This is a genomic window from Methylobacterium sp. WL18 (assembly GCF_008040015.1).
In the GTDB taxonomy this organism is placed as follows: domain Bacteria; phylum Pseudomonadota; class Alphaproteobacteria; order Rhizobiales; family Beijerinckiaceae; genus Methylobacterium; species Methylobacterium mesophilicum.
Genome location: NZ_VRVD01000020.1, coordinates 15,566 through 26,798, shown reverse-complemented (window position 1 = coordinate 26,798; position 11,233 = coordinate 15,566). Strand labels below are relative to the sequence as shown.

Annotated in this window: 14 protein-coding genes, 1 pseudogene and 1 riboswitch; of the genes and pseudogenes, 10 read left to right on the top strand and 5 right to left on the bottom strand. The window is 69.0% G+C overall.

Going from position 1 to position 11,233, the window contains the following annotated elements:
• The 6 genes from FV228_RS04105 to FV228_RS04080 form a co-directional block, all read left to right on the top strand.
• Positions 1 to 293, top strand: a 293-nt coding sequence (locus FV228_RS04105; protein ID WP_147853417.1) for a putative sulfate exporter family transporter, incomplete at its 5' end; no start/stop codon positions are given.
• 8 nt (positions 294 to 301) lie between these two features.
• Positions 302 to 1,534 (top strand): adenylate/guanylate cyclase domain-containing protein, encoded by a 1,233-nt coding sequence (locus FV228_RS04100; RefSeq protein ID WP_246686478.1) that lies wholly within the window; start codon positions 302 to 304, stop codon positions 1,532 to 1,534.
• A gap of 195 nt (positions 1,535 to 1,729) precedes the next feature.
• Positions 1,730 to 2,953: a molybdopterin-dependent oxidoreductase gene (locus tag FV228_RS04095; protein ID WP_147853416.1), complete on the top strand. Its 1,224-nt coding sequence runs from the start codon at positions 1,730 to 1,732 to the stop codon at positions 2,951 to 2,953.
• A gap of 11 nt (positions 2,954 to 2,964) precedes the next feature.
• On the top strand, positions 2,965 to 3,303 hold the full coding sequence (locus FV228_RS04090) for a cytochrome c (protein ID WP_147853415.1): 339 nt from the start codon (positions 2,965 to 2,967) through the stop codon (positions 3,301 to 3,303).
• Between the two features lie 187 nt (positions 3,304 to 3,490).
• Positions 3,491 to 4,474: a beta-propeller fold lactonase family protein gene (locus tag FV228_RS04085; RefSeq protein WP_147853414.1), complete on the top strand. Its 984-nt coding sequence runs from the start codon at positions 3,491 to 3,493 to the stop codon at positions 4,472 to 4,474.
• Positions 4,475 to 4,552: 78 nt separating this feature from the next.
• Entirely contained in the window at positions 4,553 to 5,638 is a 1,086-nt protein-coding gene (locus tag FV228_RS04080) for a sulfite oxidase (protein WP_147853413.1), read from the top strand.
• 2 nt (positions 5,639 to 5,640) lie between these two features.
• Here FV228_RS04080 and FV228_RS04075 read toward each other — a convergent pair whose 3' ends face one another.
• From FV228_RS04075 to FV228_RS04060, 4 genes and pseudogenes are all read right to left on the bottom strand, one after another.
• Entirely contained in the window at positions 5,641 to 6,012 is a 372-nt protein-coding gene (locus tag FV228_RS04075) for a DUF202 domain-containing protein (RefSeq protein ID WP_147853412.1), read from the bottom strand.
• Entirely contained in the window at positions 6,009 to 6,899 is an 891-nt protein-coding gene (locus FV228_RS04070; RefSeq protein WP_147853411.1) for a LysR substrate-binding domain-containing protein, read from the bottom strand. Before FV228_RS04070 ends, FV228_RS04075 begins: the two co-directional genes overlap by 4 nt.
• Positions 6,896 to 7,072: a hypothetical protein gene (locus FV228_RS04065; RefSeq protein ID WP_246686477.1), complete on the bottom strand. Its 177-nt coding sequence runs from the start codon at positions 7,070 to 7,072 to the stop codon at positions 6,896 to 6,898. Before FV228_RS04065 ends, FV228_RS04070 begins: the two co-directional genes overlap by 4 nt.
• A gap of 25 nt (positions 7,073 to 7,097) precedes the next feature.
• A pseudogene (locus tag FV228_RS04060) lies at positions 7,098 to 7,313 on the bottom strand (voltage-gated chloride channel protein); the annotation flags it as partial.
• A gap of 225 nt (positions 7,314 to 7,538) precedes the next feature.
• Positions 7,539 to 7,617: riboswitch (Fluoride riboswitch) on the top strand.
• Positions 7,618 to 7,640: 23 nt separating this feature from the next.
• On the opposite strand from FV228_RS04060, the gene FV228_RS04055 reads away from it, so the two are divergent.
• Together FV228_RS04055 and FV228_RS04050 are read left to right on the top strand one after the other, a co-directional pair.
• A complete protein-coding gene (locus FV228_RS04055; RefSeq protein WP_147853410.1) occupies positions 7,641 to 9,035 on the top strand; it encodes a voltage-gated chloride channel family protein in 1,395 nt (464 codons plus the stop codon).
• 10 nt (positions 9,036 to 9,045) lie between these two features.
• A complete protein-coding gene (locus FV228_RS04050) occupies positions 9,046 to 9,447 on the top strand; it encodes a DUF190 domain-containing protein (RefSeq protein WP_147853409.1) in 402 nt (133 codons plus the stop codon).
• A 184-nt stretch (positions 9,448 to 9,631) separates the two neighbouring features.
• Here the strand turns inward: FV228_RS04050 and arsH are convergent, their stop codons facing one another.
• Entirely contained in the window at positions 9,632 to 10,384 is a 753-nt protein-coding gene (gene arsH / locus FV228_RS04045) for an arsenical resistance protein ArsH (RefSeq protein ID WP_147853408.1), read from the bottom strand.
• Between the two features lie 47 nt (positions 10,385 to 10,431).
• Here arsH and FV228_RS04040 point away from each other — a divergent pair, with 47 nt between their 5' ends.
• Both FV228_RS04040 and arsC read left to right on the top strand, forming a co-directional pair.
• Positions 10,432 to 10,779 (top strand): metalloregulator ArsR/SmtB family transcription factor, encoded by a 348-nt coding sequence (locus FV228_RS04040; protein ID WP_147853407.1) that lies wholly within the window; start codon positions 10,432 to 10,434, stop codon positions 10,777 to 10,779.
• Complete coding sequence (gene arsC, locus FV228_RS04035) at positions 10,779 to 11,204, top strand: arsenate reductase (glutaredoxin) (protein ID WP_147853406.1); 426 nt, start codon at positions 10,779 to 10,781, stop codon at positions 11,202 to 11,204. The genes FV228_RS04040 and arsC overlap by 1 nt, the downstream gene beginning before the upstream one ends.
• Positions 11,205 to 11,233: the final 29 nt, after the last annotated feature.

Here is an 11,233-nt window from a genome sequence, read left to right as displayed (position 1 = left end):
ACCGCCCGGCCCGCGGCGGCCTCGCGATCCACCGCCTGGTGCCGTGGTTCATCCTCGCCTTCCTTGCGCTCGCGGGCCTTCGCTCGACGGGCCTGATCCCGCCGGTTGCGCTCGCGCCGATGTCGGAGACCGCCAACGTGCTGACCGTGGTCTCGATGGCGGCGCTCGGCCTCGGGGTCGACGTGCGCAGCGTCGCCAAGGCCGGGGCGCGGGTGACCCTCGCGGTGGTCGCCTCACTGCTCGCCCTCGCCGCCGTCAGCCTCGGCCTGATCCACGTGCTCGGCCTCGTCTGATCCGCGCTATGGCATCGATCCGAATTATTGATGAGAGAACTGCCGTGACACGTTCGTCCCAATCTTCGTCCGAGGCGGTCGCGCAGGCGACGGGATGGTTGATGAGGCCGGGTCGCGAAACGGCGGACGCGGCAGCCCTTCTCGACGGGTTCAGTGCGTGCCTCTTGGGGCTTGGCTTGCCACTGGCCCGCGCCACCACCCACGCGCCGACCCTGCATCCGTCGTTCCGCTGGGTAATGCGCGTCTGGCATCCAGGAGCGTCGAGCCTAGCCTTGCGTCGCCGCCACGGCATCGAGAGTACGCCGACCTTTCACGGCAACACCGTCGAGCACGTGGTCGAGACCCGTACCCCGTTCCGATGCCGTCTCGACGGGGATGGGCCGCTGCCGTTTCCCGTGCTGGGCGAGCTTCGCGACGAGGGTCTGACCGACTACCTCATCGTGCCGCTGCGCGCCGCGCGTGGACGCATGGGCGCCGCCTCCTGGGCCACGGCGAGACCGGGCGGTTTCACGCTGATCGAGATCGACACGTTGCTGGCGCTGGTCGAGCCGTTCTCGCTGCTGTTCGAGATCAAGGCGCTCGACGACATGCTCGGCGCGGTGCTGAGCGCCTATGTCGGGTGCGACCCGGCACGGCAAATCCTGGCCGGCACAGTGCGGCGCGGCGATGTCCGTCTGATGCGGGCCGCGATGATGCTGACTGACTTGCGCGGGTTCGGTGAACTGTCCGACCGGCAGAGCCCCGACCGTGTCGTGGCCGCCCTCAACCGGATGTTCGATGGCATCGTGCCAGCCATCGAGGCGGAAGGCGGCGAGGTACTGAAGTATATCGGCGACGGGCTACTGGCCGTGTTCGATGCCGATCGCGACGAGGCTGCGGCGCGCCGTGCCGCCTTGCGTGCCGCCGAGGCCGCACTCGCTGCGCTTGCGACCCTGCGCGACGGTGACACAGCTGCCTTCGAGGTCGGCGTCGCACTTCATGTCGGGGAGATCGCCTACGGCAATATCGGCGGCGGCGACCGGGTCGACTTCACGGCGATCGGCCGCGATCTCAACGTGCTCGCTCGCGTCGAGCGCCTGTGCAAGACCTACGACACGCCGCTGATCGCCACCGACACTTTCATCGACGGATTGGCGCATGCCCTCGAACCGCTCGGCATTGTCGCCCTGCGCGGTTTCGCCGAACGTCACGCCTTGTTCGGGCATCGCAGGACCGCGCCCGTCGAAGCGCCGGCGGCGTGACGCTTAAACGGCCTCCGTCACCACGGAGGCGGAGATCGAAAGTTTCTAAACCATCGCATCGGGAGATCGTTCGCATCGCGAATGACCGTTGGCGGGAATAAATCTCATCCCGTAACATCTCCTTGGTTGCAAGAAATTGCCACCCGCCCGGTGCCCTCGAACGCATCGACGCCGACATCTTTAAAGGGGGAAACCATGCACGGACTGGACAGACCAATGAACCGCCGCCTCGTCCTGGGTAGCCTAGGGCTCGGCAGCCTCGGCGCCGCCATACCGGCCTGGGCGGCAGGCTCGGTGAAGCTTCCGCTGCCTGGCGGCCCGGATGAGCGGGCGCTGACCACCGCCTTTCCGGGCAAGGCCGAGATGATCCTTCAACGCACCCATCCGCCGCTGCTGGAGACGCCGTTCTCGGTGTTCGACGAGGGCGTGTTCACCCCCAACGACCGCTTCTACGTCCGTTGGCACTGGGCCTCGATCCCGACCGAAGTCGACGCCGGCACCTTCCGTCTTAAGGTCCGCGGCCACGTCGACAAGGAACTCTCGCTCTCGCTCGACGCCATCGCCGGCCTGCCGCGCTTCGAGATCGCCGCGGTCAACCAGTGCTCGGGCAATTCACGCGGGCTGTTCGAGCCGCGGGTGCCCGGCGCTCAATGGGCCAACGGCTCGATGGGCAACGCCCGCTGGACCGGGGTGCGCCTGAAGGACGTGCTCGAAAAGGCCGGGGTGAAGGCCGGTGCCGTGCAGGTGCGCTTCAACGGCCTCGACGAGCCCGTGGTCGACGACGCGCCGGACTTCAAGAAGTCGCTCGATCTCGACCACGCCAACAATGGTGAGGTGATGATCGCCTACGCGATGAACGGCGAGCAGCTCCCGCTGCTCAACGGTTTCCCGCTCCGCCTCGTGGTGCCGGGCTGGTACTCGACCTACTGGGTCAAGATGCTGTCCGACATCGAGGTGCTGGACAAGCCCGACGACCAATACTGGATGAAGACCGCCTACCGCATTCCGGACGTGCCGGGCGCCAACATCAAACCCGGCCAGACCGGCTTCAAGACGGTACCGATCAACAGGATGGTGCCGCGCTCGTTCATCACCAATTTGCAGGACGACGCCAAGGTGGCAGCCGGAACGCCGGTGGCCATCCGCGGCATCGCTTTCGGCGGCGATTGCGGGGTAAAGGCGGTCGAGTTCTCCGGAGACGGCGGAGCGACGTGGTTTCCGGCGCAACTCGGCGCCGACGAGGGCCCCTACAGCTTCCGCCGCTTCGACGGCAGCCTTCCGGCGCTGGCCGCCGGCACCCACACGGTCAGGGTCCGCTGCACCAATACCAACGGCGTCGCGCAGCCCATGGACCGGGTCTGGAACGGCGCCGGCTTCATGCAGAACGGCATCGAGGCCGTGTCCTTTCAGGCCGCTTGAGGAGACCAGCCATGCACCCGATCCGCCCTGCGGCCCTCATCGCCGCGCTCATACTGTCTCCCCTGGTGGCGCTCGCCGCCCCGGCTCCCGAGCCGATGCGCTTCACCTCGCAATCAATCGTGATGCCGACCTCCGACCGGATCTTCCCCGACGGACCGGGGGCCGAGGCCGTCAACAACAACTGCCTCGCCTGCCACTCGGCCGGGATGGTGCTGACCCAACCCAAGCTCACGAAGGCGCAGTGGACCGAGACCGTGAACAAGATGGTCCACGTCTACAAGGCGCCCGTCGATCAGGCCGACGTGCAAACCATCATCGATTACCTCACGGCGTTGAAGCCAACGCCCTGACCCCCCCCGAGTCCCGAGGCCGCCGCGTTTTTTTCGCCGGCCTCGGGGAATAATCTGCGCCTTCCGGCGTCTCCTCAGGGCGATGCACGGCCGGCCCGGCCTTACACCACGGATTTCCGATTTCGAACCAGCCCTCACGGCAGGCCCCGGCCGCCGAACGAGCGCGCATGCCCGAGAGACCCGCTTCATGACCCATATCCGCACCAGCCTCCGCACCCTCCTCACCGGAGCCGCCTTGCTCCTAGCCCAGGCCCAGCCCGGGTTCGCCGCCGGCTTCGACGGCGCGATCAAGAATAACGCGCTGGCGCTGAACGCCGCCGGGACCGTCGCCGCTGTGTCGAACAGCGAGGAGAGCGCCGTCGTCGTCTACGACGTCGCCAAGGGCACGGTGCTGCGCCGCCTCGACGGCTTCGTCACGCCGCGCAACATCGTGTTCGCACCGGACGGCGCCCGCTTCTACGTCTCCGACAGCGGCACCGGCCGGATCACGGTCTACGAGACCGCCACCGGCAAGGAGGCCGGCGTTCTCGCCGCGGGCCCCGGCGCGTTCGGTACGGTGCTCTCGGCCGACGGGACCAAGCTCTACGTCAACAACGAGGCCGCGAGCACGCTGACCGTGTTCGACACCAAGACCATGCTCGCCGAGGCCGTGATCCCCGGCTTCGCGCAGCCGCGCCAGGGCGTGAAGCTGTCGCCGGACGGCAAGACCGTGTTCGTGACGAACTTCCTCGGCGACAAGATCACGTTGGTCGATACCGCCACCAACAAGATCACCGGCGAGATCGCCGGGTTCGACAAGCTGCGCGCCATCTCGATCACCAAGGACGGTAAGACGCTGTTTGCCGCCAACAGCGGCCGCAACACCATCGGCGTGGTCGATGTCGCCGCCCGTAAGGTCACCTCCGAGGTGGCAGTGGGCAAGGACCCCTACGGCGCCGCGCTGACCCCGGACGGGCACTTCGTCTATTCGGGCAACCTCAAGGACAACTCGCTCTCGGTGATCGACACCGGCACCCTCAAGGTCGTCGCCACGGTGACCGGCCTGAACGAGCCGCGCCAGGCGATCGCGTTCTCGGCCGACAACGCCCACGCCTACGTCCTCAACCGCGACCTCAGTGTCGCCGTGGTGGACCGGGCGAAGAACGCGGTCATCTCGACGATGAAGCCCTGAGGCGACGCGCACCGGGGGCCTTATCACCCCCGGCGCGTTCTCGTCGTCGACACGTCACGAACGCAGGACAAAGACCCCATGCTCGGCCTGTTCCAGCGCAAGGACCGCCTCATCGTCCACGGCAAGGCGCCCTACAACGCCGAGCCGCCGCTCGATCGCCTACGCGCCGCCTTCCTCACCGATCAGGCCGACTTCTACGTCCGCAGCCACGGCGACATCCCGGACCTCGACGCCGACGGCTACCGCCTGACCGTCGACGGGATGGTCGTGACGCCGCTCGAACTGTCCGTCGCCGATCTGAAGGCACGCTTCGCGCACGTCACCGTCACGGCGGTGATGCAATGCGCCGGCAACCGCCGGGCCGACATGTTGGCGGTGGCGCCGGTCTCCGGTGACCCGTGGGCGGCCGGCGCCATCGGCAACGCGGAATGGACCGGCGTGCGCCTCGCCGAGGTGCTGCGCGCGGCCGGCCTCGACGCGGGGGGCGCACGTCACGTCGCCTTCGAGAGCCACGACCGGATCGCGGACACGGACACGCGCTTCGGCGCCTCGATCCCGCTCGCCAAGGCGCTGGCCACCGAGACGCTGCTTGCCTTCGCGATGAACGGCGAGCCTCTCGCCCCCGAGCACGGCCATCCGTTGCGCGTGGTGGTGCCGGGCTTTGCCGGCATCCGCAGCCCGAAATGGCTCGCCCGCATCACGGTGCAGGATCACCCCTCCGACAACCCGATGCAGGCCGACGACTACAAGCTGTTTCCGCCCGACGTGACCGCCGAGACCGCGGACCCCGACCACGGCATCACCATCGAGGCGATGCCGCTCAACAGCGCGATCTGCGAGCCCGCCCGCGGCGCAGCGTTGAAGGCCGGCCGGCAAGCGATCCGCGGCTACGCAATCGCCAGCGACCGCGCGGTCGCCCGCGTCGATGTCTCGACGGATGGCGGTCGCAGCTGGGCGCAGGCCCGGATCGACCGCGACGCCGACGCGCCCTACGCCTGGACGTTCTGGGAGATCGAGCGCGAGCTGACGACCGGCGAGCACGAACTCGCGGTGCGGGCCTGGGATTCCGCCGGCCAGACCCAGCCGGCCGCGCCCGACGACACCTGGAACTACAAGGGCTACCTCAGCGCCGCCTGGCACCGGGTACGGGTCACGGTGGCCTGACCTCACGCCCAGAGCAGGGCGGTAGCCGCGAGGCCCGAGATCGCGATGAGCAGGGCCGCAACCCCGATGGTGAGGATGCGCGGCATCATCGGGATCTCGGCATGGGCGAGTCGCGCCCGGATCGCTCGGTCCCGCCATGCGGCGCCGGCGAACGAGGCGAGCGCACAGGCGATCAGCGTGAGCGACAGCACCTTCAGTGGCCAGACCGCCAGCACCTCTCGCAGGAAGCGCTGCGCGGCCAGGCCGACGCCGAGGAAGGCGAGCCCGGTGCGAAGCCACGCCACGAAGGTGCGCTCGGCTGCCAGCACCGTGCGGTCCTCGGCGAGCCTGACCCGCGGGTCGTCGGGGGGAACGGGCTTCGCAGGTTCCCTCATCCGGCAGCCGCCTCCTCGATCAGGTCGAGCAGCGCGTCGGCGGCCCGGCTGCGGTAGCGCTCCTTGTGGCGCAGCACCCGGAACGGACGGCTCGGCAGGGCAAACGCCGCCCGCACCAGCGTTCCGGCCCGAAGCGCAGCTGCCACTACGGTCTCGGACAGAACGGCGGCCCCGCCTCCGGCCTCGACGGCGGCGCGGACCGCCTCGTTGGAAGGCAGTTCGAGCGTGACCCGGAGCCGGGCCACGGCCAGACCGGCCTCCGTGAGCGCTGCCTCGAAGGCCGAGCGGGTTCCCGATCCCGCCTCGCGCAGCACCCAATCGGCCCCGGCGAGGTCCTCGGGTGCGAGCGCGGTCACCCCTGTGAAGGGATGTGTTGGGGCGACCACGAGGACGAGTTGGTCCCGCGCGATGGTGGTGCTCGTAAGCGTCGGGTCGTCCAACGCCCCCTCGACGAAGCCGAGTTCGGCCGTCCCCGCGCGCACCGCGTCGGCGGCATCGGCGGTATTGCCCACGGCCAAGCGAACGGCGATCTCGGGATAGGCCCGGCGGAAGGCGACGAGGTGGCGCGGCAGCCAGTCGCTGGCGATGGTCTGGCTGGCGTAGAGCGTCAGCGTCCCCCGTCGCAGGCCGCTGAGGTCGGCGAGCACCAGTTCGGCGGCTTCCGCCCGGGCGAGCACCGCGCGAGCCTCGATGAGGAACACGCGCCCCGCCTCGGTCAGCTCGATCCCACGGCCGACCCGGTGAAACAGCTTCGTCGCGTGCCGCCCCTCGATATTGGCGATCGCCGTGCTGACCGCCGATTGGACGAGGTTCAGCGCCTCGGCGGCTCGGGTCACGTGCTGCCGCTCGGCCACCGCCACGAAGATGCGAAGTTGGTCGAGGGTCACGGCTGCCGCCGATCCGGCGCGAGGCCACGGACCTGCTCATCGACCGCCTGCGCGATGGTTGGCAGCCGGGCCTCGTCGGTGCGTCCGGTGACGACGCAGGACATGCCGCCATCGAACCACAAGAAGGCGGCGACGTCGCCCTCGGTGGCGACGACGCGATGCGACGAGGTCATGACGGCTCCTTCAGTGACCGGAATGCTAAGAGGTAGGCTGGGGCTGAACGGCCGGCGCGCGGGCCGTCCGAGCATCGCGCAGGGTCGCGCCGCCGGCGAGGCCCTGCGCCGCCTTCGGCACGGCGATGCGCTGGGGTAGGTAGATCCCGTTATGGCCCGAGCAGAGGTAGGCTAGGAAGCAGGCCACCGCGAGGTAGACCCCATGGGTCGCGCCGAACAGCTCGATACCCATCAGCGTGCATCCGAACCGGTAGGCGCCGGTCAGCATCACCGAGGCGGCGATAAAGAGTTCGGTGAAGGTCACCTGGAAGGTGATCAGGGCACCGAGCCACGAGATGGTCATGAATGGGTCCCCGGGGTCGGCCCGCCCGCTCCTATCACCGCCGGCCGACCCGTTCACGGATTTCGTCGCATCCGACCTTCATCGATCCCCCGGGATTGACCACCGGGAGGCAATCGCGAATAAGCCTCCCACGGTAATGGTGTCTGCCGGGCCTTGAGCCGAACCGCCGATCCCTGATGCGGCTGATGACTCCTACTTTTCGCGCTTTTGCGAATTGGAGGACTCATGCGCGCGTCGTTCCAAAACCTGTTTCACGACCTCGATCTCGCCGGCTTCCTGCGGACACGCCGGTCGCACGCCATCTCGGTGGCGCGCTGGTCGGCCATCCTGGTGCCGATGGCCGTCGCCGTGGGGACCCTCTGCGCCGCCTTTCTGTGGAGCCTCGACGAGGCCACCCGGGCGCGCTTCGACCATCCCTGGCTGCTGTTCCTGCTTCCCGTCGGCGGTTTCGCCGTAGGCCTGCTCTACCTTGTGTTCGGGAAGAGCGTGGAGGCCGGCAATAACCTCATCGTCGAGGAGATCCACGATCCCGACGGGGGCGTGCCGCTCCGGATGGCGCCCCTGATCTTCCTCGGCACCATCGTCACGCACTTGTTCGGCGGATCGGCCGGCCGCGAGGGTACCGCCGTCCAGATGGGCGGCAGCCTCGCCAGCGCGTTCGGTAGGATGTTCGGGGTCGACGCTCCCGGGGTGCGGGTGTTCCTGATGGCGGGCATCGCCGCCGGCTTCGGAGCCGTCTTCGGCACGCCCATCGCCGGCGCCGTGTTCGCGTTGGAGGTGCTCGCAGTCGGTCGAGTCGAGTACGCCGCGCTGGTGCCCTGCCTCCTCGCCGCGGTCGTCGGGGACTGGACCTGCCAGGCCTGGGGCATCCACCACGGCTTCTACCACGTGGACTTCCTCGCCGGCGGCGCGAAGGCCCTGACCGTCGATCCGCTGCTTCTCGTCAAGGTCGCCGTCGCCGGCTTCGCGTTCGGCCTCGTCGGGTTGCTGTTCGCGGAGGCCAACCACCTCCTCGGCGGGTGGCTCAAGCGCTTGGTCCCGTACGGACCGCTTCGCCCGGTGATCGGCGGACTGGCCGTGATCGGCCTCGTCTACGCCTTCGGGACGCGCGACTACGTCGGGCTCGGCGTCTCGGCGGCCGACCCCGGCGGGATGACCATCAACACCTTCTTCGGTCCGGACGTGCACCCCTGGAGCTGGGCCCTGAAGATCCTGTTCACGGTCGTGACCCTCAGCGCCGGGTTCAAGGGCGGCGAGGTCACCCCCCTGTTCTTCATCGGGGCCGCGCTCGGGAACGCCCTGGCCGGATTGCTCGGCGCGCCGGTGGACCTGTTCGCGGCGCTGGGGTTCGTCGCGGTCTTCGCGGGCGCCGCCAACACGCCGCTCGCCTGCACTCTGATGGGCATCGAGCTTTTCGGCGCGACGCACGGGGTCTACCTCGCGGTGGCCTGCTTCCTCGCCTACCTCTGCTCGGGCCACAACGGCATCTACCTGTCGCAGCGCATCGCCGTCCCGAAGGCGGCGACAGGCCTCGCCGGCGGCGCGACCTTACGCGAGGCGCGGTCGGGGCGCGCGCCGGCCGTCGGGCCCCGGCCCGCCCCCTCGTCCACCGTCCATTGAAGGAGCCGACATGAACGCTTCGCATCGCGTCGTCGCGACCGAGACCGGCATGATCCGGATCTACATGAGGCCCCGGGACCGGGCGGGCACCGGTCGGACCGGATGGTTTTCCGGCGGCAGGCCGCTCTATCGGGAGCTCGTCGCCCAGGCCAAGGCGGAGGGCCTCATGAACGCCGTCGCCCACCAGTCCCAACACGGCTACAGCAACCACGGGCCGATCCAGGACGACGGGGCCGAGTCGCTCAACCCCGAGCTGACCATGTGCGTCGAGCTGATCGGCACCCGCGAGCAGCTCGAAGGCTTCTGCGGCCGGCACGGTGCCCAGCTCGCGAACAAGGTCATCGTCTACAAGCACCTTGAGCACTGGAGCGTCAGCCATGTCGGCGTCGGCGCGGCGGGGCGGGCTGCCTGACCTGGACCGTCCCGGGCCGTTCCGGGCATCGGAGCGCCGGATAGGCCAACGGATGCGATAGCCGGCCATGGGTGCGCGGTCCGCCTACGGACCGGCAGGCATCAGCGTTGGTCGGGCTGCCAGCGCGGGAGACCCGTGTCCATGCCGCTGCGCCTCCGCCCGATCTCCACCAGGCCGTTGATCCTCATGCCGGCCGGGCCTGGAACCCGATGTCGGCGGCGACGGCCTTGAGCCGATCCGGTTCCCGCTCCTTGCGTTCCGAGTAGCGGTCCACGAGGTAGTCGGATCGCTCGCGGGTCAGGAGCGTGAACTTCATCAGTTCCTCGCAGACATCGACGACCCGGTCGTAGAGCGGCCCGGGTTTCATCCGGCCGGCCTCGTCGAACTCCTTGTAGGCCATCGGCACCGACGACTGGTTCGGGATGGTGACCATCCGCATCCAGCGCCCGAGCACGCGTAGGCCGTTGACGGCGTTGAAGGACTGCGAGCCGCCCGAGACCTGCATCACGGCCAGCGTCCTGCCTTGCGTCGGTCGCACGGACCCCTCGGACAGGGGCAGCCAATCGATCTGGCTCTTCATCACCCCGGTCATGGCCCCGTGTCGCTCCGGGCTGACCCAGACGTGCCCTTCCGACCAGAGCGAGAGGTTGCGGAGTTCCTGGACCTTGGGGTGATCGGCCGTGGCGTCGTCGGGCAGCGGCAGGCCGTGCGCGTCGTAGATGCGGACCTCGCCGCCCATCGCCTCGAGCAGGCGCGCGGCCTCGTAGGCGAGGAAGCGGCTGAACGAGCGCTCCCGGAGCGACCCGTAGAGGATCAGGAAGCGCGGGGCGTGGGCGAACGGCGTCGCCACCTGCAGGCCGGCGGCCGTCGGGACTTCGAAGTGCCCCTCGCTCAGGTTCGGCAGGCCGTCGGCGAAGGGCTGTCGAGGCTTGTCCAAGGAACGTCTATCCTCTACGTTTCAATGATGGTTGAGATATTGACATCATGATGGACGAACGGCAAGCCGTCGCTGCCTTCGCGGCCCTTGGCCAGGAGCATCGGCTGCACATCGTGCGCCGGCTCGTCACCGCGGGGCCTGACGGGATGGCGGCCGGCATGCTGGCCGAGGCGGTCGGCGTGTCCGGCACCAACCTGTCGTTCCACCTGAAGGAACTCAGCCATTCCGGCCTGGTCACCTCCCGGCGCGAGGGCCGGTCGATCATCTACAGCGCCGCCTACCCGGACCTCTCGGAGCTCATCCAGTTCCTGATGCGCGATTGCTGCCAGGGCCGCCCGGAGGTCTGCGCCCCGGCCGTCGCCGCCCTGTCCGCCTGCTGCGAGGAGACCGCCTGATGGACGTCGTGATCTACCACAACCCGGATTGCGGCACGTCCCGCAACACCCTGGCCCTCATCCGCAACGCCGGCATCGAGCCGCATGTGATCGAGTATCTGAAGACGCCCCCTAACCGGACCCTGGTGCGCCAACTCGCCGAGCGTGCCGGCATGACGGTGCGCGATCTCCTGCGCGAGAAAGGCACGCCCTACGCCGAGCTCGGGCTCGCGGACCCGAGCCTGACGGACGACCGGCTTCTCGATGCCATCGCCGCGCACCCGATCCTGCTGAACCGCCCGTTGGTCGTCACCCCTCAGGGCGTCGCCCTATGCCGGCCCTCCGAGGCGGTCCTCGACCTCCTGCCTGCCCAGCAGGGCGAATTCGTCGAGGAGGACGGCGGGCGCGTCGTCGACGAGCACGGGCGCCGCGTCGCCACCGCCTGATCGCCTCACAAAATCAAAAACGAGAATCG